General features: G+C 63.7%; 22 protein-coding genes. 6 read left to right on the forward strand and 16 right to left on the reverse strand.

The window, feature by feature from the left end:
* Window positions 1-13 precede the first annotated feature (13 nt).
* Window positions 14-421 carry a hypothetical protein gene (locus WIN67_RS01605; protein WP_339070541.1) on the forward strand — a complete coding sequence of 136 codons (408 nt, stop codon included), beginning with the start codon at window positions 14-16 and terminating at the stop codon, window positions 419-421.
* Here WIN67_RS01605 and WIN67_RS01610 read toward each other — a convergent pair.
* From WIN67_RS01610 to WIN67_RS01650, 9 genes are all read right to left on the reverse strand, one after another.
* A complete protein-coding gene (locus WIN67_RS01610) occupies window positions 418-639 on the reverse strand; it encodes a formate dehydrogenase subunit delta (protein ID WP_102862704.1) in 222 nt (73 codons plus the stop codon). The two genes, WIN67_RS01605 and WIN67_RS01610, sit on opposite strands and share 4 nt — an antisense overlap.
* Window positions 636-3,533 carry a formate dehydrogenase subunit alpha gene (gene fdhF, locus WIN67_RS01615; protein WP_110595343.1) on the reverse strand — a complete coding sequence of 966 codons (2,898 nt, stop codon included), beginning with the start codon at window positions 3,531-3,533 and terminating at the stop codon, window positions 636-638. Before fdhF ends, WIN67_RS01610 begins: the two co-directional genes overlap by 4 nt.
* Window positions 3,530-5,089 (reverse strand): NADH-ubiquinone oxidoreductase-F iron-sulfur binding region domain-containing protein, encoded by a 1,560-nt coding sequence (locus tag WIN67_RS01620; RefSeq protein ID WP_339070542.1) that lies wholly within the window; start codon window positions 5,087-5,089, stop codon window positions 3,530-3,532. The genes fdhF and WIN67_RS01620 overlap by 4 nt, the downstream gene beginning before the upstream one ends.
* Window positions 5,089-5,565: a formate dehydrogenase subunit gamma gene (locus WIN67_RS01625; RefSeq protein WP_110651103.1), complete on the reverse strand. Its 477-nt coding sequence runs from the start codon at window positions 5,563-5,565 to the stop codon at window positions 5,089-5,091. The genes WIN67_RS01620 and WIN67_RS01625 overlap by 1 nt, the downstream gene beginning before the upstream one ends.
* A gap of 411 nt (window positions 5,566-5,976) precedes the next feature.
* Window positions 5,977-6,792: an ABC transporter permease gene (locus WIN67_RS01630; RefSeq protein ID WP_102882152.1), complete on the reverse strand. Its 816-nt coding sequence runs from the start codon at window positions 6,790-6,792 to the stop codon at window positions 5,977-5,979.
* A gap of 7 nt (window positions 6,793-6,799) precedes the next feature.
* Complete coding sequence (locus tag WIN67_RS01635; protein WP_102882151.1) at window positions 6,800-7,636, reverse strand: ABC transporter permease; 837 nt, start codon at window positions 7,634-7,636, stop codon at window positions 6,800-6,802.
* A 10-nt stretch (window positions 7,637-7,646) separates the two neighbouring features.
* Complete coding sequence (locus tag WIN67_RS01640) at window positions 7,647-8,759, reverse strand: ABC transporter substrate-binding protein (RefSeq protein WP_170002021.1); 1,113 nt, start codon at window positions 8,757-8,759, stop codon at window positions 7,647-7,649.
* Window positions 8,760-8,850: 91 nt separating this feature from the next.
* Window positions 8,851-9,942: an ABC transporter ATP-binding protein gene (locus tag WIN67_RS01645; RefSeq protein WP_339070544.1), complete on the reverse strand. Its 1,092-nt coding sequence runs from the start codon at window positions 9,940-9,942 to the stop codon at window positions 8,851-8,853.
* A 149-nt stretch (window positions 9,943-10,091) separates the two neighbouring features.
* Window positions 10,092-11,009 (reverse strand): LysR substrate-binding domain-containing protein, encoded by a 918-nt coding sequence (locus WIN67_RS01650; protein WP_102882148.1) that lies wholly within the window; start codon window positions 11,007-11,009, stop codon window positions 10,092-10,094.
* 316 nt (window positions 11,010-11,325) lie between these two features.
* Between WIN67_RS01650 and WIN67_RS01655 the strand changes: the two genes are divergently transcribed.
* Complete coding sequence (locus WIN67_RS01655; protein ID WP_102882147.1) at window positions 11,326-12,909, forward strand: peptidase M20; 1,584 nt, start codon at window positions 11,326-11,328, stop codon at window positions 12,907-12,909.
* Between the two features lie 374 nt (window positions 12,910-13,283).
* Here WIN67_RS01655 and WIN67_RS01660 read toward each other — a convergent pair whose 3' ends face one another.
* The 6 genes from WIN67_RS01660 to WIN67_RS01685 all read right to left on the reverse strand — a co-directional run bounded on the left by WIN67_RS01660 (window position 13,284) and on the right by WIN67_RS01685 (window position 19,455).
* Window positions 13,284-14,915, reverse strand: a complete 1,632-nt coding sequence (locus WIN67_RS01660) for a BBE domain-containing protein (RefSeq protein ID WP_170002023.1) — start codon at window positions 14,913-14,915, stop codon at window positions 13,284-13,286.
* Between the two features lie 293 nt (window positions 14,916-15,208).
* Complete coding sequence (locus WIN67_RS01665) at window positions 15,209-16,420, reverse strand: methyltransferase (protein WP_339070545.1); 1,212 nt, start codon at window positions 16,418-16,420, stop codon at window positions 15,209-15,211.
* Between the two features lie 48 nt (window positions 16,421-16,468).
* Window positions 16,469-17,158, reverse strand: a complete 690-nt coding sequence (locus tag WIN67_RS01670; RefSeq protein ID WP_102882145.1) for an ABC transporter permease — start codon at window positions 17,156-17,158, stop codon at window positions 16,469-16,471.
* On the reverse strand, window positions 17,155-17,850 hold the full coding sequence (locus WIN67_RS01675; RefSeq protein ID WP_016963587.1) for an ABC transporter permease: 696 nt from the start codon (window positions 17,848-17,850) through the stop codon (window positions 17,155-17,157). Before WIN67_RS01675 ends, WIN67_RS01670 begins: the two co-directional genes overlap by 4 nt.
* Before the next feature lie 65 nt (window positions 17,851-17,915).
* Window positions 17,916-18,668, reverse strand: coding sequence for an ABC transporter substrate-binding protein (locus tag WIN67_RS01680; protein ID WP_102882144.1), 753 nt, complete (start codon window positions 18,666-18,668; stop codon window positions 17,916-17,918).
* Between the two features lie 13 nt (window positions 18,669-18,681).
* Window positions 18,682-19,455 carry an ABC transporter ATP-binding protein gene (locus tag WIN67_RS01685; protein ID WP_102862716.1) on the reverse strand — a complete coding sequence of 258 codons (774 nt, stop codon included), beginning with the start codon at window positions 19,453-19,455 and terminating at the stop codon, window positions 18,682-18,684.
* 565 nt (window positions 19,456-20,020) lie between these two features.
* Here WIN67_RS01685 and gabP point away from each other — a divergent pair.
* The 3 genes from gabP to WIN67_RS01700 all read left to right on the forward strand — a co-directional run bounded on the left by gabP (window position 20,021) and on the right by WIN67_RS01700 (window position 24,321).
* Entirely contained in the window at window positions 20,021-21,412 is a 1,392-nt protein-coding gene (gene gabP, locus WIN67_RS01690) for a GABA permease (RefSeq protein ID WP_102882143.1), read from the forward strand.
* Between the two features lie 188 nt (window positions 21,413-21,600).
* The gene (locus WIN67_RS01695; protein ID WP_339070546.1) at window positions 21,601-23,631 is read left to right on the forward strand and encodes a DKNYY domain-containing protein; all 2,031 of its coding nucleotides are present in this window, start codon (window positions 21,601-21,603) and stop codon (window positions 23,629-23,631) included.
* A 369-nt stretch (window positions 23,632-24,000) separates the two neighbouring features.
* The gene (locus tag WIN67_RS01700; RefSeq protein WP_025128407.1) at window positions 24,001-24,321 is read left to right on the forward strand and encodes a hypothetical protein; all 321 of its coding nucleotides are present in this window, start codon (window positions 24,001-24,003) and stop codon (window positions 24,319-24,321) included.
* Between the two features lie 81 nt (window positions 24,322-24,402).
* Here WIN67_RS01700 and WIN67_RS01705 read toward each other — a convergent pair whose 3' ends face one another.
* Complete coding sequence (locus WIN67_RS01705; protein ID WP_102882141.1) at window positions 24,403-24,813, reverse strand: hypothetical protein; 411 nt, start codon at window positions 24,811-24,813, stop codon at window positions 24,403-24,405.
* Window positions 24,814-25,072: 259 nt separating this feature from the next.
* On the opposite strand from WIN67_RS01705, the gene WIN67_RS01710 reads away from it, so the two are divergent.
* Window positions 25,073-25,798 (forward strand): IclR family transcriptional regulator, encoded by a 726-nt coding sequence (locus tag WIN67_RS01710; protein WP_110595355.1) that lies wholly within the window; start codon window positions 25,073-25,075, stop codon window positions 25,796-25,798.
* Window positions 25,799-25,805: the final 7 nt, after the last annotated feature.

Genomic DNA, 25,805 nt, shown 5'->3' on the forward strand with positions numbered 1-25,805 from the left:
GGAAAGATCAGTCATGAAACCTGGAAATATTCCCTTGCTGGCGCTGCTATCGTTGCTCGGCGCCTGTAGCGTCAAGCCGGTGGAGCCTTATTCGGAGCCGCCCCTGGGTGTGCCGACGGCGCAGTTGCGGGTGATCACCAATGGCGAGGTGCGCGGTGAGGCCTATGCCGGTTGCCAGGGTGACAGCAAGCGCTTGGCCAAGGCCGGGCGCTTCGGCAGCGATCAACAGGCGAACATCAACTATCCGCAGTTTCCACTGCAGCCAAGGCAGATCGACATGCTGCCGCGTTTCGCGCCTGCCGTCCTACGAGGGGGCAACCCTGCCGCTGGCGGTCCCGTCCAGGCCTCCAGCGGACCGGCGTTGCCCCGGTCAGTGAGTGTCCCCGGCCGGGGGTTAGCCGGCCAGGGAGCCTTTGCCTAGGCTTCCCAGCCCGCGTCACGTACTGCTTGCTGGACCAACGGATGCAGTTCGGCGCCTTGCTGCTCGGTCTGCCAGGCCAGCAGTTCCTTGCGCATGGCCGGGGTCCAGAACATCTGCATGTGATTGCGCACGCTGAGCACCGCCTGCGCCTGATCCGGCTCGTTGGCAAAATACGCGGCGATCTGGTTGGCCATCTTGATCAGGTTGGCGGTACTCATCGACGCACCTCCGCCTTGCCGCCCCGCGACCGGCCGCGCTTGTCCAGCAGACTCTGCTGTTCTTCACTGAAGGCCTGGTAGCGCTTCTGCCATTCGGAAGGGTGGTAGACGCGGCTGACTTCCACCGCCGTGACCTTGTACTCCGGACAGTTGGTGGCCCAGTCGGAGTTGTCGGTAGTGATCACGTTGGCCCCCGATTCGGGGAAGTGGAAGGTGGTGTAGACCACCCCCGGCGCTACCCGCTCGGTAACCCGGGCCCGCAGCACGGTCTGCCCGGCGCGGCTGCCGATGCCCACCCAGTCGCCTTCATTGATGCCCCGGCTCTCGGCGTCGGTGGGGTGGATTTCCAGACGGTCCTCAGCGTGCCAGGCAACGTTGTCGGTACGCCGGGTCTGGGCGCCGACGTTGTACTGGCTGAGGATGCGGCCGGTGGTCAGCAGCAGCGGGTAGCGGCCGTTGACCTTTTCGTCGGTGGGCACGTAGCCGGTGAGCATGAAACGGCCCTTGCCGCGCACGAACTCGTCGATGTGCATGGTTGGCGTACCGTCAGGCGCGGCGTCGTTGCACGGCCATTGCAGGCTGCCGTGACGGTCCAGGCTGGCGTAGCTGACGCCGGTGAAGGTCGGGGTCAGGCGGGCGATCTCATCCATGATTTCCGAGGGATGGTTGTAGTGCATCGGGTAACCCAGGGCCGCGGCCAGGGCCAGGGTGCCTTCCCAGTCGGCCTTGCCGCCCAGGGGCTCCATGACCTTGCGCACCCGGGAGATGCGCCGTTCGGCGTTGGTGAAGGTGCCGTCTTTTTCCAGGAACGAGGAGCCCGGCAGGAACACGTGGGCGAACTTGGCGGTTTCGTTGAGGAAGATGTCCTGCACCACCACGCATTCCATGGCCGACAGGGCCGCGGTCACGTGCTGGGTGTTGGGGTCGCTCTGGGCGATGTCCTCGCCCTGGCAGTACAGGCCCTTGAAGCTGCCGCCCAGGGCCGCTTCGAACATGTTGGGAATGCGCAGCCCGGGGTCGGCTTGCAGGGTGACGTTCCAGGCCTGCTCGAACTCCTGGCGCACCGCCTGGTTGGAGATGTGCCGGTAGCCCGGTAGCTCGTGGGGGAAGGAGCCCATGTCGCAGGAACCCTGGACGTTGTTCTGCCCCCGCAGCGGGTTCACCCCGACCCCTTCGCGGCCGATGTTGCCGGTGGCCATGGCCAGGTTGGCGATGCCCATCACCGCGGTGCTGCCCTGGCTGTGTTCGGTGACGCCCAGGCCGTAGTAGATCGCCGCGTTGCCACCGGTGGCGTACAGACGCGCGGCGGCGCGAATGTCGGCGGCGGGCACGCCACAGATCGCGCTGAGCACTTCCGGTGAGTTGTCGGCGCGGCTGACGAAGGCGCTCCATTGGGCGAAGGCTTGCGGCTCGCAGCGGCTGTCGACGAACGCTTGATTGACCAGGCCCTCGGTGACGATGACATGGGCCAGGGCATTGAGCATGGCCACGTTGGTGCCCGGGCGCAGGGCTAGGTGCAGTTCGGCGCGGGCGTGCACCGCGTCCACCAGGTCAATGCGCCGTGGGTCGATGACGATCAGCTTGGCCCCTTCACGCAGGCGCCGTTTGAGCTGGGAGCCGAACACCGGGTGGGCGTCGCTGGGGTTGGCGCCCATCACCAGGATCACGTCGGCCTGCATCACCGAGTCGAAGCTCTGGGTCCCGGCGGATTCCCCCAGGGTCTGCTTGAGGCCGTAGCCGGTGGGCGAGTGGCAGACCCGGGCGCAGGTGTCGACGTTGTTGTTGCCAAAGGCCGCCCGCACCAGCTTCTGTACCAGGTAGGTTTCTTCGTTGGTGCAGCGGCTGGAGGTGATGCCGCCGATGGAGTCGCGGCCGTACTTGAACTGGATGCGCCGCAGCTCGCTGGCGGCGTAGGTCACCGCCTCGTCCCAGCTGACTTCCTGCCACGGGTCGTTGATGTGCTTGCGGATCATCGGCTTGGTGATGCGATCCGGGTGGGTGGCGTAGCCCCAGGCGAAGCGGCCCTTGACGCAGGAATGGCCGTGGTTGGCCTGGCCGTTCTTGTCCGGAACCATGCGCACCAGCTGCTCGCCCTTCATCTCGGCGCGGAACGAGCAGCCGACCCCGCAATAGGCGCAGGTGGTGATCACTGCCCGCTCCGGCTGGCCCATTTCCACCACGCTTTTTTCCATCAGGGTCGCCGTCGGGCAGGCCTGCACGCAGGCGCCGCAGGACACGCATTCGGAGTCCAGGAAGTTGTCGCCACCGGCCGCCGCGACCCGGGACTCGAAGCCGCGGCCGCTGATGGTCAGGGCGAAGGTGCCCTGGGTTTCCTCGCAGGCGCGCACGCAGCGGTTGCAGACGATGCACTTGCTGGGGTCGTAGTCGAAGTAGGGGTTGGAGCTGTCTTTCTGATCGTCCAGGTGGTTGGCGCCGTCATAGCCGTAGCGCACTTCCCGCAGGCCCACCTGGCCGGCTACGGTCTGCAGTTCGCAGTTGCCATTGGCCGAGCAGGTCAGGCAGTCCAGTGGGTGGTCGGAGATGTACAGCTCCATCACGTTGCGCCGCAGGGTCGCCAGTTTCGGCGTTTGGGTATGCACCACCATGCCTTCGCTGACCGGGGTGGTGCAGGAGGCCGGGTAGCCGCGCATGCCGTCGATCTCCACCAGGCACATGCGGCACGAGCCGAAGGCTTCCAGGCTGTCGGTGGCGCAGAGTTTGGGAATGGTGGTGCCCATCAGCGCCGCGGCGCGCATCACCGAGGTGCCCTGGGGCACGCTGATGCTGCGCCCGTCGATGTTCAGGCTGACTTGCACCTGGCTGTCGCGGGCCGGGGTGCCGAAGTCCACGGCGTTGAGGTCGATGTCTGTGGCAGGGTCGAAAATACTGATCATTGGTCGGCCTCCGAGGGCTGCAGACCGAAGTCGGCGGGAAAGTGCTTCAGGGCGCTGGCCACCGGGTAGGAGGTCATCCCGCCCAGGGCGCACAGCGAACCGTATTGCAGGGTGTCGCACAGGTCTTTGAGGATCAGCGCCTGCTCGTCGCGGCGGCCTTGATCGGGGGCTGCCAGCAGGCGGTCGATGACCTCTACGCCGCGGGTCGAGCCGATGCGGCACGGGGTGCATTTGCCGCAGGATTCCTCGGCGCAGAATTGCAGGGCGAAGCGCGCCATGTGGGCCATGTCCAGGCTGTCATCGGCCACCACCACGCCGCCGTGGCCGAGCATCGCGCCCATGGCGGCGAAGGCTTCGTAATCCAGCGGTGTATCGAACTGCGCCGGTGGCACCCAGGCGCCCAGCGGGCCGCCGACTTGCGCAGCCTTCAGCGGCCGGCCGCTGGCGGTGCCGCCGCCGTAGCCTTCCACCAGCTCGCGCAGGGTCAGGCCGAAGGCCCGTTCCACCAGGCCGCCGTGACGCACATTGCCCGCCAGTTGGAAGGGCATGGTGCCCAGGGAGCGACCCATGCCGTAGTCGCGATAGAACGCCGCGCCCTTTTCCAGGATCAGCGGCACCGAGGCCAGGGTCAGCACGTTGTGCACCAGGGTCGGCTGGCCGAACAGGCCTTGCAGCGCCGGTATCGGTGGCTTGGCGCGAACGATGCCGCGCTTGCCTTCCAGGGAGTCCAGCAGCGCGGTTTCCTCGCCGCAGATATAGGCCCCGGCGCCGACCCGTACCTCCATGTCGAACGCCTGGCCGCTACCGCCGGCATTGGCCCCGAGGTAACCGGCATCCCGGGCGATGTCCAGGGCCTCGCGCAGGGTCGCCACCGCCTGGGGATATTCCGAGCGCACGTAGATGTAGCCGTAGCTGGCGCCGACCGCGATGCCGGCAATGGCCATGCCTTCGATCAGCAGGAACGGGTCGCCTTCCATCAGCATGCGGTCGGCGAAGGTGCCGGAGTCGCCTTCGTCGGCGTTGCACACCACGTACTTCTGCTGCTGCGGCGTGTCGCGCACGGTGCGCCATTTGATCCCGGCGGGGAAGGCCGCGCCGCCGCGGCCGCGCAGGCCGGAGTCGAGCACCGCGGTCACGGTCTGCTCACCGCCCAGGGCGATGGCGCGGCTCAGGCCCTCGAAGCCGCCGTGGGCCCGATAGTCCGCCAGGGACAGCGGCCGGGTGATACCGGCGCGGGCGAACAGCAGGCGTTGCTGGCTCTTCAGGTAGGGCAGGTCTTCGACTCGGCCCAGGGCCAGGGGATGGCTGGTGGGGGCGTCTTGCAGGGCTTTCAGCAGCGAGGGCACGTCGGCGACGCTCACCGGGCCGAAGCCCAGGCGTCCGTCCGGGGTATCGACTTCCAGCAATGGTTCCAGCCAGTACAGGCCTCGGGAGCTGGTGCGTTGCAGTTGCAGCGGCAGTTGGTGCTGCTCGGCCTGGGCGGCGATGGCGTCGGCCACCGCGTCGGCGCCCACGGCCCGGGCCAGGGAATCACAGGGCAGATAGAGGCTCGGCATCACGCGTCCTCCCGGCAACTGTCCAGCAGCGCGTCCAGGTGTTCGGCGCTGACTCGGGCATGCAACTGTCCATCCAGCTCCAGGGCCGGCGAGCAGGCACAGGCTCCCAGGCAGTACACCGGCCGCAGGCTGATGGAACCGTCGGCGCTGCTGCCGTGGTCATCCAGTTGCAGGCGTGCGCGCAGTTGCGCCGCCAGTTGCTCGGCGCCGCGGCTCTGGCAGGACTCGGCACGGCACAGGCGCAGGATGTGCCGCGCCGGTGGCGCGGTACGAAAATCATGGTAGAAGCTGATCACCCCGCGCACTTCCGCCTGGCTTTGATTGAGCGCATGGGCGATGTCGGGGACGGCCAGATCGGGGATGTAGCCGAGCTCTTCCTGAATCTGATGGAGAATCGGCAACAGCGCACCCGGGGAGCCTTTGTGACGCTCCAGCAGGGTGTGGATCAACGGCAGATGCAGTGTTTCATCAGGCATACAGCAATTCCTCACGGTCACGGACGAACCTGGTGGTTGTCGGCTGTCCGAAAGTGTCGGCTGCGGCACTGGTTGCCACGTCACGGTAGCGCGGCGTTTCAGGCCGTTGGCCATGCACCCTGAATGGGTATCTTGTTGTACCCGGTACGGTCGTTGCCGCACCTGTTCAGGGCATAAAGGGCAGCTTGACACGCTGCCTCTGATTGAACCGCACGAAAGCGACCCGTTCGGTTCCGAATACGACCACCCATCGAGTCTAGAAGAGCCCGGGCAGGCCGTTGGAGCGAGCTGCGCACTATCGGATAAAACGCGGGGTGCGGGGCATGACGTCGGTCAGCTAGAAGGCGATTAGTCACGAGCGCGAAAAAGGGGGTGGGGCGAGCGAGCAAGCTCCCTCGCCACAGGGGGCTGTCAGGTGCGGGCGCGGCGCTGGGCGGCGTACTGCAAGGCCAGGCGGCCCATGAGCACCAGCAGGGTCAGGCCGATCAGCAGCACCGAGATCGCCGCCACGCTGGGGTCGACGTTGTCCCGCAGGCCGCTCCAGATCCGCCGCGGCAGGGTGTTGACGTCGACGCTGGTGATGAACAGGGTCACCGCCACCTCCTCCCAGGACAGGGCAAAGCTCAGTAGCGCGGTGGAGAAGATCCCCAGCTTGAGGTTGGGCAGCATCACCAGGAAGGTGGTCTGCATCAGGCTCGCTCCCAGGTTGCGCGAGGCCAGCTCGATGCGCCGGTCCACCTGGCTCAGGGCCACCAGCATGGTCACCACGCCGTAGGGCACCACCATCACCACGTGGGCGATCACCACCCCGGGCAGGGTGTCGTAGCCCCAGCCCGGGGCGATGCGCCCCAGGTTGGTTTCCATGAAATACAGCACCAGCGCCGAGATCACCGGCGGAATGGCCATGGGCAGCAGCACCAGACCGATCAGCAGGGTCGCCAGGCGCGAGCGCAGGTACCAGATGCCGAGGCTGAAGCTCACCGCCAGCACGGTGGCGATCAGGCTGGTGGCGCTGGCAATGGCCAGGCTCTGGCCGATGCTCGACAGCCAGTCGGGGTTGCTCAGCAGCGCCTCGTAGTGGCGCAGCGACCAGTTGCCGTCCGGCATCGACAGGTAGCGCTTGGCGGTGAACGACACCGGGATCACCGTCAGCAGCGGGAACAGCATGAAGGCCATGGCGATCACGGCGATCAAGCGGGTACTCAGGGCAGTGCGATGTGTATTCATAGTGACCTCAACCCACCAGTCGATTGACACGGGTGATGCGCAGCAGCAGCCAGATCAGCGCGCTGACCAGGGTCAGCAGCACCAGGCTCAGGGCCGCGCCCAGGCCCCAGTTACTGGTCTGGAACATCTGCAGGAACACGTACTCGGCGATCATCACCGTCTGCCCGCCGCCCAGCAGCACCGGGGTGATGAAGAAGCCCAGGCAGAACACGAAGACCATGATGAAGGCCCCCAGCAGCCCTGGCAGAGTCTGGGGCAGCAGCACTTGCCAGAAGGTCCGCAGCGCGCCGGCCCCCAGTCCGCGGGAGGCCAGCAGCACCCGTTGATCCAGCTGGCGCATGCTCGACAGCAACGGGAACAGCGCATAGGGGATCATGAAGTGCAGCATGCCGATCACCACCCCCAGCTCGTTGCGGGTCAGCTGCAACGGATGATCGATCCAGCCCAGGGACAGCAGGCTGTCGTTGACCACGCCATTGCTGCGCAGGGCGATCAGCCAGCCGAAGGCCCGCACCAGCACCGAGATCCAGAACGGGATGAACACGCAGATCTCCACCATGCGCTGCCAGAACGGCGGGCTGAACACCCAGCAATAGGCCAGCAGGTAGCCGATCACCAGGGCCAGAAGGCTCACGGTCAGGCACAGGCGCAAGGTGCGCAGGAGCATGTCGTGGATCGCCGGGTCCGTGGCAATGCGCTGGTATTGCTCGATCCCGGGCTCGGGCAGGGTGAAGCTCCAGCTCACCACGCCGAAGAACGGCAGCAGGTAGAACACCACCAGCAGCAACGGCAGGGGAAACAGCAGCAGGCTGCGTTCCAGGCGTGCGGTTCGGGTTGCACTCATGGTCGACGGCTCACTTGGACAGGTGGGTCAGGTACTGCTCCAGGGTGCTGGAGTAGTGGTCGGCGTACCACTGGGTGTTGAGGAAGATCTGCTTCTTCATGTTGGCTTCGGAGGCGCAGTTGATCTCCCGCTGTTCGGCGCTCATCAGTTGCTGGGTGGCGGCGTTGGACGGGCCGTTGCCCAGGGCTTCGAACAGCTTCAGCTGCCCGGCGGGCTGCAAGGCGTGCTGGATGAACTGCATGGCCGGCGCGGCGCCTGCCGGGTTTTCCTTGAGCACGCCCCAACTGCTGGCGTTGAGGAAGGCATGGTCGAAGCCCCACTGGATGCGGCCCTCGCTGTCCTCGTGGAGCAGGGTGGCGCGGGTGTGCCAGATGGCGCCCATGGAGGCTTCGCCTTCGATCATCAGCTGCTGGCTTTCGGCGCCCGAGCCCCAGAACGACAGGACGTGGGGCTTGAGCTCATCGATCTTGCGCAAGGCCCGAGGCACGTCCAGCGGGTACAGCTGGTCAGCGGCCACGCCGTCGGCCAGCAGCGCGGCTTCGAGCATGCCGTTCATCCACTTGTAGAGGGTGCGCTTGCCGGGGAATTGCTCTACGTTCCAGAAATCGGCCCAGTTCTTGGGGCCGTTGTTGCCGTATTTCTGGCTGTCCCAGGCGATCACGTAGCTGAACAGGTAGCCGGCGACGCCGTGTTCGTGGGACAGCTCCGGGGCCACCAGATCCCGTTGCACCACGCTGTAGTCCAGGGGCTGGAGGACCTTGTCGCGGCCCAGGGTCATGGCGCTGTAGCTGTCCACATCCACCACGTCCCAGCTCGGCCGGCCGCTGGCCAGCTGAGAGCGGATCGCCCCTTCGGTGGGGCCGGCGCCGTCGATGCGCACCGGGATGCCGGTGCTTTTGGTGAAGCTGTCGGTCCAGGCGCTGCGGAAGGCGTTGAGCGCATCGCCGCCCCAGTTGACCACCACCAGCGGTTTGTCCGCCGCCCAACTGATGCCACTGCGCAGCGCCAGGGGCACCGCGGCCAGCAGGCCCATGGCCTGGAGGAAGGTGCGGCGGCTGACCTGCCCGCCACGGGCTTTTTCGATGAGGATTTCGATGCAGTCGCGTTGATGGTGCTGGCTCATGGGGCAAGTCCTCGCGAGGCCGATGCGCCAGGCGCCGGCCGATAGTGTGATTGGCTTTCTACGCAAACGCTCGACAGCGAGCGTGGTCGGCTCAGGCTTCCAGCAGGAAGCTGTGGCGCACCGGCCAGCTCAGCCACACCGGGGTGCCGCTGGGCAATCGGGCGCCGGGGTGATCGCCGGGCACCGAGAGGTTGACCGGTGCCAGTTCCGGGCTGATGTTCAGCGCCAGGTGGGTGCTGGAGCCCTGGTAGACCCGCTCGCCAAGGCAGGCGTGCAGCACGTTGTGTTCGCCGGCTTGCGGACGCTCGGTGTGCAGGGTCATGTGTTCCGGACGCACCGCCAGCAACTGCGGCTGGTTGCTGATGTCCCCGGTCGTGGTGGCGTGCAGCGGGCTGTCGCCAAAGCGCCCGCTGGCCTGGCTGCCGTTGCGGGAAAGGCCCTGCAGCGGGAACAGGTTCATCTTGCCGAGGAACTCGGCGACGAAGCGGTTTTTCGGCCGGTCGTAGATGGTTTCCGGGGTGTCGATCTGTGCCAGCCGTCCCTGGTTGAAGATGGCGATTCGGGTCGACAGGGCCAGGGCTTCACCCTGGTCATGGGTGACGAAGACGAAGCTGGTGCCGACCTGGCGGTGAATGCGCTGCAGCTCGGTCTGCAGTTGCTCGCGCAGGTTCTTGTCCAGGGCCGACAGCGGCTCGTCCAGCAGCAACATGTCCGGTTCGAACACCAGGGCCCGGGCAATGGCCACGCGCTGTTGCTGACCACCGGAAAGCTCGGAAGGCTTCTTGTGCAGGTGAGCCCCCAGGCCCACCACCTCGAGGATGTGCTTGACCCGGCGCTGGCGCTCCTCGGCCTTCACCCCACGAATGCGCAGCGGGTAGGCGACGTTGTCGGCCACGCTCATGTGCGGGAACAGGGCGTAGCCCTGGAACACCATGCCGTAGTTGCGTTTTTCCGCCGGGCGCCGGCTGATGTCGACGCCACGCTCCAGCAGCTTGCCGGCGCTGGGGCTGAGAAAGCCCGCGAGGATCATCAACAGGGTGGTCTTGCCTGAGCCGGAGGGGCCCAGCAGGGTGAGGAATTCGCCTTGGCGAACGTCCAGATCGATGCCGTCCAGGGCAGTGAAGTTGCCGTAATACTGGCTGATTCCTTGGGCGCTGAGTTGAGTCGAGGGGCTGCTGGACACTACAGAGATCTCCCGGAAACCCACCTGCACGATTGAGTTTTTATTGTGTGTGCAGCAGGTGGTGAACTCATTATTGTGAAAAGCAACGCCACATCAATGGAATAATTTTTGCCTCATTGGTGAGTGAAATTTCCCATTCGACCCGGCTTTCACGGCTCGCTCAGCGGGTTGTCGCTGATGCTTTGGGCACTGACCAGCAGCTGGTTTTTCAGCCAGTCGCTGAACGCCTGGACCGCCGGCCGTTCGGCCTTGGCCGGATCGATCACCAGGAAATAACCGCGCAGGGCGCTGATGCTGATGTCGAACGGGCGCACCAGCAGCCCCCGGGCCAGGGCGTCGCCGCTGAGCAGATTGTCGCCAATGGCCACGCCCTGGGCGGCGATGCAGGCGGACTGCGCGCAATGGGCGTCGGAGAAGGTAATGCCACGGTCGGGGTTGACCTGACTGGCACCGGCGGCCGCCAGCCAGACCCGCCAGTCGCTGCTGTCGCTCATGTGGATCAACGGAAAGTCCTTGAGGTCCAGCGGGCTCTTCAAACCGCCGATGGCGTTGATCAGGCGCGGACTGCACACCGGTGAAAAGCGCAGGGTGACGATCTGCTCCACCAGCAGCCCCGGCCAGTCGCCGATGCCATAGGCGATGAACAGGTCGGCCTCGGCGTCGCTGGTGTCGTCCTGGGCACGAGGGCTGACCACTTGCAGCTGCACTTGGGGGTATTGGCGCAGGAAGCCGTTGATGTGGTTGCACAGCCAGAAACTGGCAAAGCCCGGGTTGCAGCTGATGCGCAATTTGCCCGACACCGCCTGGTCGTCGAAGCGCCGTCCGGCGTCCTGGATGTCCGCGAGGATGCGCCGCACTTCCCGGGCGTAGCACTCGCCCTGGTAGGTCAGGCCGATGCCGCGCCCGACCCGTTCGGTGAGGGCAAAACCCAGGCTCTGTTCCAGGCTGATGATCTGGTGGCTGATGGCGCTGCGGGTCAGGCTCAGTTGCTGGGCGGCGGCGGTCACGCTACCGAGCCGGGCCACGGCGTCGAGGGCGCGCAGGGCAGTGATCGAGGGATAGCGCATGCAAACTCCGGGTCAAGGAAACCTGTCTTCGAAGGGGACCGGCCGGTACCTGGATGCTGCCCAGGCAGGACCCCGAGGAGGGGCCGGCCGCGTCGCAGTATGGGCCGCGACGGCGCCGAACTGGTCAATTTTCTTTGACATTGCTGGCGAAAAAATTCGATTGATGTCGCAGCCGCTTCACCAATACTGGACCTCGATCCGGGCCGCAACCGACCGGACCATCCCTATAACAACAAGAGGTCCTGCAGGTCTTGCACGGGTGCCGAGGCGTCCGGGCAGCGGCCGGCCGGAACCTGGATAACCAGGAGTGCCGCGCATGTCCCGCTACAAAGCATTCGCTCTCGATTGGGTTGAGCGCCACCGCCAGCAACTGTCGGACTGGCACCAGATCATCTGGCATTACGCCGAGCCGGCGTTCCGTGAATACAAGTCCTGTGCCTGGTATGTGCAGCTGCTGGAAGCCGAGGGCTTCACCGTCGAGCGCGGCAGCGGCGGCATGCCCACGGCCTTCTGCGCCACCTTCACCCAGGGTCAGGGCCCGCTGCTGGCCACCTACGGCGAGTACGATGCGGTGCCCGGCAACTGCCAGGCGGCCACCACCCGCAAGCAGCCGCGCGATGGGTTGTCGCGCTTTGCGCCGGGGCACACCGACCCGCATTCGGCCCTGGGCATCAGCGCCCTCGGCGGGGCCCTGGCGGCCAAGGCGACCATGGTGGAATTCGGCCTGCAGGGCAGCATCAGGTTCTTCGGCGAGCCGGCGGAAAAACTCCGCGCCTCCAAGCCGGTCCACGCCGCCAAGGGCTACTACGACGACCTCGACGCGGCCATCAGCTTCCACCCCACCTACATGCTGCCGCTGAACAACACCACCACCTGGGACACGCACTGCGGCATTGCCTACGCCTACATCTACAGCTTCACCTGCGAGGACCCGCAGAACTGGATCGCCGCCGATCGTTACAGCCCGATTCCGCAGAACCACCTGGCGGCCCGAGCGCCGGGGGCCAACGACGCCCTGGTGCATTTCTACACCCTCAACGAAAGCCTGCGTCGCTCGACCCTGCCGTTCACCGGCCTGTGGAGCTACAACGAGGCGATTCTCACCGCCGGCCAGGCCACCGCCGACAACCTGCCGCCGCACCTGTCACAGATCCAGTACCTGCTGCGTTGCGACTCCATCGAGCAGGCCGAAACCATCTCCCAGGTCATGGACAACAACGCTGCGGCGGCGGCCATGGCCACCGGTTGTCGCTGGAAAAAGACCTGGGTCTGCAAGTCCCGGGGCGGCCTGCCCAACCACGTCATGGCCCAGGCCACCTACGACAACCTGGCGGCAGTAGGGGCCCCGCAGTGGGACGAAGAAGCGCGGGAAATCGCACGCGAGATCCAGCGCAACCTCGGCCTTGAAGCCATGGACAAGCCCTTCCTGCCGGCCACCGAAGAACTGATCGAGCCCCAGGAATGCGAACGCCAGATGCGCCTGCAAATGCCGGCCTGGCAGAACTACCTGACCTCCGACGACTACCCGGAATACACCTGGCACTGCCCGACCGTGCGCCTGCTGGTGGCCCGGCCGATGCTCAGCGCGCCGCCGGGCACGGTCTATCCGGACTGGGTGTCCAACGCTTTGGGCGGCATTCGCCAGACCATCGACCCGATGATCGAGGTCGCCGCCAAGACCATCGCCGCGACCCTGGTGGACCTGCTGACCGACGAGGCGTTGCTCAGCGCGGCCAAGGCCGAGTTTGTCGAGCGCACCGGCGGCGGCATCGGCGGCAGCCGCTGGCAGGCGCCGCTTCTGCCCGAGGACTTCAAGGTGCCCCATGATTTCCGTTGGCCGGAGTACATCAGCACCGCCCGGGGCGAAGAGTGGTGGATTCCGGCGCGGGCCGACGAGTAGGGGCAGCCGCTATCAGGCCCTTGCCTGAGGTCGCTCCAAGGCACTTGGGCGAGGGGCGTTATGCCCGTTCGCTCAGGTGTTTATGCACAACGGATGGGTTGCCAGGGCCGGAAACTGTCGAATTTGTGGAGCCGTTCTCATCTTTATGCAACTGGCTGTTTTTTCGGGATTTTATTTTGTGAACAAAAAATGACCAGTCCGAGAAAGTCCTCCAGCGCCATGCAATCCAAGGCTTTGCCAGAATTCCATCAACAGACTTATCCACAGGTCGCGACAGCCTGTCGCACGGCTCCACAGCCTGCTCATCGAACCTGCGACGCAGGCTCAGCCGAGCAGGCTGTGGTCATGCTGCCGGTGGGTGGCCAGGCTGCGACCTACTCGGCCTTTGTGGTCGGGATGGACAGTTCATGACGAAACAGGTTGTTGGGGTCGATGGCGGCTTTCAAGTTGGACAGTCTGTTGATGAGTTCGCTATTCCAGCCGTAGTACAAGTTCAACCAGTCGGGGTCTACCGCGCCGGTGGCGGTGTACTTCATGTCCACATCGGGGTAGTTGATGTAGCAGCCATCGTAGGCAGGGCGCTTTGGCTTGCCGCCGTGCACGGCGGTGAAGATGTTGCGAATCCAGGCGATTTGCACCGCGTCGTCGGCAGCGTGGGTCCAGTACGTTTGGTACTGGGCTTTGAGCAGTGAGCTTCTTTGCGGAACCGCGGTGGTGCCCATGCCCTTTTTATTGATCGCCCCGCCGTAGGAGTCAATCTGTACCAGTGACTGGCTGAAGCGTTTGTCTGGCGTAGCTTCGGTCAAGTGCGTCAGCAAGGCGTTGCAGGCCTGATCGGAGAATTGTTCGACCTGATAGTCAGACTTGTATTTGCCCCGCTGATTGTTGCCCGAGCCGTTGATCATTTGAGTGACGTACAGCCAATCCATTGCCGTGTGTTCAGCCACCGCCCCTTTGAATTTCCTGCCGGCAAGCGGGTGCCTGAGCGGGGCAATGTTGGGGGCGATGAAGCCGTCATGCAGGGTTGGCGTGATGCCCGCCGCGGCATTCATCTTGCTGATGAAGTCGTTGAGCGGGATATCGTTGGCGCCGCCGACCCGGCCATTAGGGCCGGTGTACTGGATCGCCAGCACCACATGGTCGGAGGTATCCACATGGTTGAGTTTCAGCAGGGTGAACAAGCCGCCGTTGCCTACGCCTTCCACCAGGCTGGTCGCGTTGGCGTCGTTATCCGAGAACCATTGCCAATAGGCTCGCAGGAAGTTCGAGAAGTTGGGAATCAGTTCTTTCCACGGGTAGGCCAGGGGAATCCAGTAGGCTTGTTGCGGGGCTTGGGGGAGTTGGTCGAAGTAGTAGCCGATGATGATGCCGAAGTTGCCACCGCCGGCCCCGCAACAGGCGGTGAACAATGCCTTGTCGTTGTTCGAGGGGCTGTCCGCGCGAACATGCCGGAACTCCAGTTGCTGTGAGTTTTCCACAGGCACAAGCATGTCGACGCCGGTGACCCAGTCCACGGTCAAGCCCTGAAGGCGCGATAACAAACCGTAACCGCCGCCGCTGATGTGCCCGCCCAAACCGACCGAATAACACGAGCCGCCAGGAAGGGTGCGCCCGGCCTGCTTGTACAGCGACAGGTAACCGTCCCAGTTCTGATTGCCGGTCAATGCCATGAAACGATACTTCTTGTTCTGGCTATCCCAGGGAGAAGTGATGGTTTGGCTCTCGTCGTACTTCAGGCCTTTCATTTCACCGATGTCGATAATCGCCAGGTTTTGTGTCTCGCCGCTCAACTTGTTGGAAACAAAACCCTCGTAGCAGTGGCCGCCACTGCGCACCGTAATGCGATAGCCATCATGCAGTGCTGTATTGGCTGCCGTCAGAACTTCATCAGGTGTTGTACACACATAAATTCGGTTCGCGCCCTGTTCGATACTGGGTGGCCAACGCAAGTTGAAACCCTTTTGCAGGGTTTCGTAGGTGTGTGCCTGAGGGTCGATGATGTTCATGGTTAACTCCCTGTCAGTGATGGTGAACTTGGTGACTTCCTGTCGAAACATGACCGCTTGAGTTGCGCCAGAGCTGTGGCTTGAGTGCGGCATATGCCCTGCACGCCTTAGAGACTAGTAGGCGTCATGAGCTTGGTTTTTTTCTTTTGTGAAGTTGCGGACATCCCCCGGCTTGATCGGCGACTTTCAATGGGTTGTGGGTTTCCCATGGGGTGTCCGATGTCCGTTTTTCAAGGTCACTGGCCGCAGGGGCCTGCACGACGAACTTCGGCTAGAGCCGGTGCAGCGGCAGGTTACGGGCGTTCTGCCAGCAGGAGCAGATTGCGGGGGGTCAAGGGGGCCTTGCAGAAGGTTCCGAGGCGCACGGCATAGCCCTGCTCTTGCAGGAACAGTCCGCGATCCAGGGCCAGCCACAATTCCAGCGGGCGGCGGAACAGGCCGCGCAGCAGTTCCAGGTTGCGCACCTGGGCCAGGCGCTGCCAGCCGGCGGCTTCGAGCGCGGCCCAATCCTGGCAATCAACTGTGGATAAGTCCTTGAGGGCGGCCAGGTCGCGGCAGTAGTCGGCGAAGGGTTTGTCCAGCCAGTGGCTGGGCAGCGAAGGTGTCGGCAGGTATTCGTCGAGGCCCCGCACTTGCCGTTGCAGCAGATCGAAGGCCAGGCGCCGGGCCATGGAGGTGTCGCGCTGACGCCGGACCCGGGCGCCGGCGGTGACGGTTTCGCTCATGGGCAGGGCCAGGTCCTCCAGGGACAGTTCCAGGCGCGAGGCCTGGGCCGCTGTGGATAAGCCCCGGTAGTGGCTGGCGCGGGTGCGGTTGTAGCAGCACGGGGCAATGGCCAGCTGTGGACAACCCTGCTGGCTGGCCAGCTGGATCAAGCGCACATGCAGATCGCCGCACGCATGCAGGGCCACCGGACTGTGCTCGGCGCAGAGGTGCTGGGCTGTGTCATCGGCCAGCACGTCCTGTTGCACATGGCGGGCGGGCAAACCGTGGTGCCGGCTCAGTTGCTCGCCACTGTCGATCAGCGCCGGGTCGTATTCCAGGCAGGTCAGTTGCTGCCCGGGTTGCAGCAGGCGCCTGCCGAGGTGGCCCTTGCCGGAGCACCAGTCGAGCCAGTGAGTCGGTGTGCGGTCGAATTGCAGGCAGGCGGCGAAGGCTTCGATCTGCTGCCACTTGCGCCCGGGCACGTCGACATTGAGGCGTGGGTGAGGCGCGGGCAGTGCCTTTATGGGGAGTTCGCCCAGCGCGCCGAGCGCTCGGGCCTGCTCCGCCAGTGGGGCAAAGGGCGCCGGTGCCTGGAGTTGCTGCGGCTGGTTGTGGGCGGCTTCGGCGTCTTCCAGGGAGCGTTGGCGTAGCCACTGGGCCAGTTCGGGATGAGCGGTTTCCCACGGCAGTTGCAGATGGTGGAACGGGCGCGGGCGCCAGAGCGCCTGGTGTTCAAGCAGGAAGCCGTCCAGGGCCTGGAAGCGATCGAGCAGCGCGTGGCCTTGGAGGATCGAGGGCATGGGCGGTGGGTCCGGGCAGGCCCGCTCCCGGGTGGGAGCGGGGGAAGGTCAGCGTCCCTGGCAGGCGTCGACTCGCAGCCAGCGTTCCAGCAGCTTGAAGCCGCGTACCAGGACGTAGGCCATCACCAGGTAGAACAGCCCGGCGGCGAAGAAGATCTCCACCGGCAGGTAGGTGCGGGCAATGATGGTGCGTGCCATGCCGGTCAGTTCCAGCAGGGTTACGGTGCTGGCCAGGGCACTGGCCTTGAGCATCAGGATCACTTCGTTGCTGTAGGCCGGTAGGCCGATGCGCGCAGCGCGCGGCAGGATGATGTAGAACAGCGTCTTGGGTCGGGACATGCCCAGGGCCCGCGCGGCCTCGATTTCACCCGGCGGGATGGCCTGGATCGCACCGCGCAGGATCTCGGCGATGTAGGCCGCGGTGTGCAGGGTCATGGTCACGGTGGCGCACCAGAACGGATCGCGCAGATAAGGCCACAGTGCGCTTTCACGTACCGCATCGAACTGCGCCAGCCCGTAGTACACCAGGAACAGCTGCACCAGCAGCGGTGTGCCGCGGAAGAAGAAAATGTAGGCGTAGGGCAGGGCGCGCACGTACCACAGCCGTGATGAGCGGGCGATGCCCAGGGGGATCGCCAGCAGCAGGCCGGCGATGACCGCGATGGCCACCAGCTCCATGGTCAGGGTTGCACCCTGAGCCAGCTTTGGCAGCCATTTGATGATCACTTCCCAGTTCATTGGGCGCTCCTTGCGAAGCCGCGAGCGGCGCGTTTTTCCAGGAAGTGCATGCCGGTCATGGCCAGCACGGTCAGGCCCAGGTACATGAAGGCGGCGACCATATAGAAGGTGAACGGCTGCTTGGAAACGGTCACGGCAATCTGCGAGTGACGCATGATTTCTTCCAGGCCGATCACCGACACCAGGGCGGTGTCCTTCATCAGGATCATGAACAGGTTGCCCAGGCCCGGCAGGGCGATGCGCCACATCTGCGGCATGATCAGCCGGGTGAAGATCCGCCATTTCGACAGGCCCAGGGCCATGCCGGCCTCGCGGTGGCCCTTGGGAATGGCCAGGATCGCGCCGCGGAACACTTCAGTGGCGTAGGCGCCGAAGCACAGGCCAAGGGCGATCACCCCGGCGGCGAAGGCATTGAGTTCAAGGTCGGGGTTGCCGAAGAACTCGCCCAGGGCACGCATCAGGTTGACCGTACCGAAGTAGATGAGCAGGACCCAGAGCAGCTCGGGAACGCCGCGCACCAGGGTCGAATAAGCGCCGCCAAGCCATTGCAACGGCTTGTACGGAGAAGTCTTGGCCAAGGCGCCGAGCAGACCGAGCACCAGTCCCAGGCATAACGCCGAGAGGGCCAGCTTGACGGTCATCAGCGCACCGGCGGCGAGCGCCGGGCCGAATCCGTAGAGATCGATATTCATGGGGTCTGGATGGCTTTGCTAAGGACCGGCGCCCAGGGGGCAGGCGCCGGTCAGGCAAGTCAGTATCAATAGATGCTGAACGGGAAGTACTTGTCGTTGATCTTCTTGTAAGTGCCGTCGGCCACGATTTCTTTCAGGGCGGCGTTCAGCTTCTCGCGCAGTGGATCTTTCTTGCGCACGGCAATCCCGATCTTGTCGCTTTCTTCAACCGGGTCGCCCTTGAACTCGTAAGGCTTGCCGGCTTCGCTTTTCAGCCACTCGTAGTTGACGTACTTGTCGGCCAGGATCGCGTCCAGGCGGCCGGACGTCAGGTCCAGGTAGGCGTTTTCCTGGGTGTCGTAGAGCTTGATGGTGATGTCGTCACCCAGGTTGTCTTCCAGCCAGGTACCGGCCAGGGTCGCCCGTTGCGCGCCGATGATCTTGCCCTTGAGCGAGGCCTTGTCGGTCTTGAAGTCGGTCTTGGCCTTGGGCGCGATGAACTGCAGCTTGTTGGAGTAGTACGGGTCGGTGAAGTCCACCGCCTGCTTGCGCTCGTCGGTGATCGACAGCGAGGAGATCAGGAAGTCGAACTTCTTCGCGTTCAGGGCCGGAATGATGCCGTCCCAGTCGGAAGTGACCACGGTGCATTCGACTTTCATCTTGGCGCACAGGGCGTCGCCGATGTCCTTGTCGAAGCCGACCACTTGGCCGCTGGCATCCTTGTTGTTGAACGGTGGGTAGGCGGCCTCGATGCCCATTTTCAGGGTCTCGGCGGCAGCGCTGGCGCTGAAAGCCAGAGTGACGGCAGCGGCCAGGAGGATCTTCTTATAGCTCTGCATGCGTGTAGCTCCGTTAGCGGTTGCTGGACATGAATTGTTTGCAGCGTGCCGAAAGCGGGTTCTCGAAGACCTGCTGTGGCGATCCCTGCTCTTCGATCAGGCCCTGGTGAAGGAATACCACTTCACTGGAGACCTGGCGGGCAAAGCTCATTTCATGGGTGACCAGCAGCATGGTACGGCCTTCGTCGGCCAGGGCGCGGATCACGTTGAGGACTTCCTGGACCATTTCCGGGTCCAGGGCCGAGGTCGGCTCGTCGAACAGGATGACTTTGGGTTGCATCGCCAGGGTGCGGGCGATGGCGGCGCGTTGCTGCTGGCCGCCGGACAGCTGGGCCGGGTAGGCGTGGCGCTTGTCGGCGATACCGACCTTGGCCAGCAGCGCTTCGGCCACTTCGATGGCCTCGGCCTTGCTCTGGCCCAGCACCCGGCGCGGTGCCTCGATGATGTTGTCGAGCACGCTCATGTGCGGCCAGAGATTGAAATTCTGGAAGACGAACCCGATTTCGCTGCGCAGGCGGTTGATCTGCTTGCCGTCGGCGGCCACCAGCTCGCCGTTTTTCGCGGCCTTGAGCTTGAGCTCTTCGCCGGCCACCAGGATCTGGCCCTGGTGCGGGTTTTCCAGCAGGTTGATGCAACGCAGGAAAGTGGACTTGCCGGAGCCGGAGGAACCCAGGATCGATATCACGTCACCGTCGCGTGCGGTCAGCGAGATACCTTTGAGTACCTCCTGAGTGCCGTAGCGTTTGTGCAAGTTGCGGATTTCAAGCGCGGGCGTGGCCTCAGCCATGTGCGGTCCTCATAGAGTTCATTGTGCTCCTGCTGTTGGCGGCCTTCCTGGCGAGGCGCCAAGCTAGCATAGGGTTCGAATCGCAGCCAACAGCGCTACCGGAGGTAAATAGAGGGTATGTGGCAGGTTGTCGCATCAGCACAGAAGACTGTCGCCCCATCAACAACCGAACGCCCGTTTGAACCCTGAATTCGCCTGAAATCCGGTAGGTGTCGCGTAAAAAAAGGCGCGATGGTGCCAGCTTTGGCCGGGTGTTGGAAGGGTTAACGGGCCAAAGGTCATGGATCTGCTTCCTAATTGTGCATCACGCACTTTGGGGGTGTGTTTCTGGTGCGCTGTTTCGTCCTACAAAGTGAGTCGCCCGGTAACGAAGTGGCGAAATACCATTGTTCTCAATGACTTGGGATTTCCATCGGTCGGCTCGCCAACCCCTGTTGTCCGGGACTCTGTAACATTTTGGCACAATTCTTGCGTGCGAAATAAAGAACGCCCTGTTGAATTCTTTTTACGAGAACGAATGCAGACCGGGTGGAGTGACTCTTTTTTCGTTGCAAAGGTGCTTTTCATGAGCGGTACGCAACTCTCCAATGACCTCGAACAGGGGCTCAAACCACGGCATGTGACCATGCTGTCGATCGCCGGCGTTATCGGCGCGGGTCTCTTCGTCGGCTCCGGCCACGCCATTGCCGAGGCCGGTCCGGCCGTGCTGCTGGCTTACGCCGCCGCCGGCACCCTGGTGGTGCTGGTGATGCGCATGCTGGCGGAAATGGCCGTCGCCTCGCCGGACACCGGGTCGTTCTCGACCTACGCCGATCGCGCCATTGGCCATTGGGCCGGTTTCACCATCGGTTGGCTGTACTGGTGGTTCTGGGTGCTGGTGATCCCGCTGGAAGCCAACGCCGCTGCAACCATCCTGCATGCCTGGTTCCCCAACGTGGCGATCTGGGTCTTTACCCTGGTGATCACCCTGCTGCTGACCGCCACCAACCTGTTCAGCGTGAAGAACTACGGTGAATTCGAGTTCTGGTTCGCCCTGATCAAGGTGGTGGCCATCATCGGTTTCGTGATCCTCGGCCTCGCTGCCATCTGTGGCTTGCTGCCCAACAGCCAGGTCAGCGGCGTCTCGCACCTGGTGGACACCCAGGGCTTCATGCCCAATGGCATGGGCGCGGTGTTGGCCGCCATGCTGACCACCATGTTCTCCTTCATGGGTACCGAGATCGTCACCATCGCTGCGGCGGAATCCCACAACCCGGGCAAACAGATTTCCAAAGCCACCAATTCGGTGATCTGGCGGATTGGTCTGTTCTATCTGGTGTCGATCTTCATCGTCGTGGCCCTGGTGCCGTGGAACGACCCAAGCCTGGCCCAGGTCGGTTCCTACCAGACCGTGCTCGATCGCATGGGCATTCCCAACGCCAAGCTGATCGTCGATCTGGTGGTGCTGGTGGCGGTGACCAGTTGCCTGAACTCGGCGCTCTACACCGCCTCGCGCATGCTCTTCTCCCTGGGCAAGCGGGGCGATGCTCCAGCGGTCGCCAAGCGCACCAATGCCAGCGGCACGCCATATTGGGCGGTGATCCTGTCCACCGCTGCGGCTTTCCTTGCGGTGTTCGCCAACTATGTAGCGCCGGCTGCGGTGTTCGAGTTCCTCCTGGCCAGTTCCGGCGCCATCGCCTTGCTGGTGTACCTGGTGATTGCCGTATCGCAACTGCGCATGCGCCAGAAACGCATGGCCGCCGGCGAGAAGATCGCCTTCCGCATGTGGCTGTTCCCCGGCCTGACCTACGCGGTGATCGTGTTCATCGTCGCGATCCTGGGCATCATGCTGTTCCAGGAAGAGCATCGGGTGGAGATCCTCGCCACTGGCCTGCTCAGTGTCATCGTCATCGCTGCGGGCCTGTTGGTGGCCCGTCGGCGCAAGGCCGAGCGCAGTGGGGCTCTGGCGCTGAACTGACGGTTTGATTCACTGCTTGTGGAAAAAGGCTGCGCTCAGAGATGACCGCGGCCTTTTTCATGTCCGGATGCAAGGTGGCACGTCTGCTTGTGGCGGGCTGATGCTCAGTCGCGGTCTGGCGTCGGGGCGCTTTACGCTCGCAGGTCGCCTGCTGATAATCCACCGCTCGGTCAGCTTGGGATGCAGCGATGAAGGGCTTGGACATGGATTTTGCCGAGTGGGAAAAGCTCGACCTTGAATGGCATCAGGGGTTTGCTTTCGTGGAGGGGGCGCTGTTGGTGGAGGAGCGGGCCCGGGATGTGTACCTCATGCTGCAGCGTGAGGGGCGGACGCCGGCTGAGCAGGCTTCTCAGGCCGCGGCCGAGCAATACCCGGTTTCCCCGCTGGTAGAGGGCGAACCGCTCTGGCGCCATCGTGTTCATCGGCACCTGCTGCGTGATGCCCGGGCCGATTACTATGCCTTGCCCCGTTACTTCGAACGTTACGGCTACCACCCGTTGCAGGCGTTGCCGATGCGTGTGTGTCGCGGGTTGCGAAGCCTGGGCCATGACCATTGGAGCGATCACCAGCGGGCCTACTTCTGTCACGACTATGGGCTGGCGCTGATCGAGGACGCACACCCCGAGCGTCTGGCGCTGCTGCACCCGGTGCCGGAGGATTGGCCTTCATCTGCGGTGCTGTTCAGTGACGGCGCCAAGGTCTTCCTGGGCGCACGGGCGATCGCCAGCGCCGAGGACCGGGTGCGTGGCACCAACCATCCGGCTTATCAGGTGATCAATGATCAGGTCTGCCGGGGCGGCGTGCCGCTGCACCAGAAGGACGGTTCGCCGTTGCCGATTGCCAATCCGGACGGTTTTCACATGCTGGCCCGGCGCTGGGGCACCGACGGGCATTCGGTGATCGTCCAGGCGCAGCAGGGCTCCAGCATTGCCTACGAGTATTTCTACCGCATCGACAAGGCCGATCTGGCGACGTTTTGTGTGCTCAATGAGCGCTACGCCAAGGACGCCCAACGGGCCTACTTCCTGACCGGGAAAACCCTGCGTTATGTCGGCGACTTTCGCTTGCTGAACCGCGTTGAGTCGGTGTTCGATGCTGCGGGGCGAGTCTTGAGTCGCAGTGAAACACCGGACCCGTACGTGGCCGTGGACGACCAGTTTGTCTACTGCAATGGCAACCGCTTGCGCGGGGCCCATGCTCCGAGTTTTCGCCACCTGGGGTTTCATTACTACGCCGACGAGCAGCGTGCCTATCTGTTCAACAAGCCGCTGGACGTGGATGTGCAGAGTTTTGTGGTGGCCCGGCTGGAGCGCGGTGAGTACAACCATTCACCGGTACTGGTGGGCGACAAGCACGGCCCTCTCGGTTCGGCTGGGGTGATTGATGACGGGATGCTGCAGGAGTGGGCCGGGTTCTTCGAGGCTCACCCGCAGTTGCAGGGCTACTGGTGGCACCGTTTGCAAAAGCCCTGTGAGCCAGCGGCGACAATGCCCGTCCTGCGCTCCATCGGCTTGGGGTTTGAGCTGGGGCACCAGGTGCACTTTCATGGTCGCGCTATCAATGGTCTGGATGCCGGCAGTTTCAAGCTGCTGGACACACACCTGTGCGGTGATGCCAACGGCTTGTACCTGATCCCCTTTCATCGTGCCGAGACCCAGGTGCCGGAGCGATTTTCTTCAGCCTCCGTCGACCAGTACCGTGCCCTGGGTGGGCCCTACCTGACCGATGGCCAGACGGTTTTTTGCCACAGGGTCTTTTATCAGGCGCCTGAGCCGCTGGGTAAGGCGGATCTGGCCAGCTTCGAGTCTTGTGGGCATGGCTGGGCCAGGGATAAGGGCGCGGTGTACTACTACAGCGAAAGAAAACGGAACCTCGACCCGGTCCACACGCGCTTCATGGGCAGCTACGCCTTCAGCACGACGCAGATGTTTTCTGCCGGCAAGGCGCTGGAGGTGGAGTTCAGCCCGGAAGAAGTGAGGGTTCCCCATCCGGATTTCTTGCAGCTGGGCACGCGCAAGCTGTTCTGTGGCCGGCGCCCGGTGAGTGCCAAGCGCATCGACCTGGCCAGCCTGGAGTTTCTCGCGGACCGCTATGCACGGGACAAACAGCGTTTTTACCATTACGACGGCTACGCGACGCTCAGCGAAATCAGTGCCGAGCAGTATTGCCAGGCAACGACGAAGGACCTGGCCGGGGACCCTGAACATTTGGCTGTTTGAACGGTAAAAAGGCTGCTGTCAGCATTGACGGCGGATTTTTTTATCGGATCTGTGACTTGTTACATGGCGTTTCATGGACAGCCCGCTGGCGAAATAGTAGCCTGCGCGCTCTTCGATAAGAGCTCTTGCGTGCCAGCGTGAGAGGAGCTAGGGAATAGCGCTGTATTGCAAGGGATTGAATGCTTGTCGGGGCTCTGAATCCGCCTTTCGTCTCTCTCCCTTGATCCATTTGCGTCGGCCCATGCTCCTGATTGTCCGCACTTGCCCCTGGCATGGCTGACGGTCCCGGCTCGAAGAACGAGCATTCAGGGTTCAATGGTGATCGCCCGGCCATTGCTCTCTTAAAGAAAGGGCGGCAAGGAGACGCGCATGGCGTTCACTAAAATCATCTTCAAAAACCCGAACACCGGAGCCATCAAGGAAGCGCCAGTTGGTTTCTCCTGGACCGTGTTCTTCTTCGGCTTCATCCCGGCACTGTTCCGCGCCGACTGGAAATGGGCCGCCATCATGTTCCTGCTGGCCATGTTCACTTTCGGCCTGAGCAACCTGGTGTTCATGTTCATCTACAACAAGCTGTATGTACGCGACCTGATCGGCTCGGGCTTCAAGGCCCAGTCCATCGCCAGCGGCGACCTGAACTTCGCCAGCTCGCGCATCGGCATGGAAATCCCTCGGCTGGAAGCGGCCTGAGCATCACGCCAGGCTGTTTAGCTGAAACGGAAAAGGGCGCATTCATTGCTGAATGCGCCCTTTTTCATGCCCGAATGAAACTCAGCCTTCGGCGCTGAACAGTGCCTGGGATGCGGCCAGGTAGTCGGCCTGGAAGGCCTCGGACTCGATCCAGGCCAGGGCCGTGGCCTCGTCGGCCTCGGTGGACCAGTTACGGTATTCGATCAGGGCCGCCAGGATGAAATCCGTGGCGCCCTGTTCGCCCTCCTGCTCGTAGACCAGCTCCAGCAGCGGGTCCGAGAGGAACACCGTGCACAGCGCTTGCTGGCTGGTTTTCTCAGCGTCACGCATTTTCACGAACAGCTCGGTCAGGTCTACCGATTCGAAGTCGATGCGGCTGTCGTTGGGGTCCAGTTCCAGCTCCGAGGTGGGGGCTGTGCGCTTGGCGCGGTTTTGCTTGGCCTTGGCCTTTGCCCGGGCGGCACGTTTGTGTTGTTTGTCGATCGATGCCATGGGCGTCTTACCTTGTTGCACAAAAGGGTGGCGCTCGCGGATACCAGGCGAGCGGCCAGTCAGGCGGGAGAGGATGCCAGTAAATCTCCGCGCTGGCACCCGCCATGGTCTCTTGGCGGGCACCGCCGATCCTGTATGAGCCGCGGGCTATTGCAGCGGTGCGCCTTTGCCGAAGGTTTTTTGCAGTCTTTTCCCACTGCTTGGGAATCTGATTTCATTTGCCGGGAAACTCCATGCACCATGGCTGCAAGAGGCCGCTATGCACTACCACACGCCCACTGACCGTCTGCTGCAAATACTCGTGGCCCTGGGGCAATCCCCGGAGGCCATGTCCGCCAAGGAGCTGTCGCTGAACTTGCAGCAGCCCTTGAGCAGTACCTATCGCCATCTCAAGACCCTGTTGCGCTGGGGGCTGGCCCAGGACAATGGCCAGGGCCGCTACCTGCCCGGGCCTGCTTGCCTGCAACTGGCGAAGAAGTTCGACCGCGAAGGCCTGCTGGTGACCCTGGCCAAACCGGAGCTCAACCGCCTGGCCGAGCTCAGCCAGGAAAGCGTCGCGCTGATGGTGCCCAGCAACGGGCAGGCGATCTGTATTGAACTGGTGGACAGCCCGCAGCCCCTGCGCTGCTGCTACCAGAAGGGCCTGGCGCAGCCGCTGCTGCTGGGCGCCTCGGCCAAGGTGTTGCTGGCCTACATGGAGCCTGAGCTGTGCTTGTCGATCCTGCGCCAGCGCGGCGTCGAGGAAGCGGATGTGGCCACGTACCTGGAAAGCTACGCGACGATTCGCGCAGCCGGGCATGCCGTGAGCCTGAGCGAGATCGACCACGGCATCTGGGGTGTCAGCGCGCCCTTGCTCGATAGCCGTGACCGCCTGCAAGGCGCCATCAGCCTCATGGCCCCGGCGTTCCGCGCCGAACAGCGCAGTGAGCGGCTGATTCGCTGGACCCGCGAAGCCGCTCAGCGTCTGAGTGCCCGACTGGATTGAATTGACT

The organism is Pseudomonas idahonensis (genome assembly GCF_037903935.1).
Lineage (GTDB): Bacteria > Pseudomonadota > Gammaproteobacteria > Pseudomonadales > Pseudomonadaceae > Aquipseudomonas > Aquipseudomonas danubii.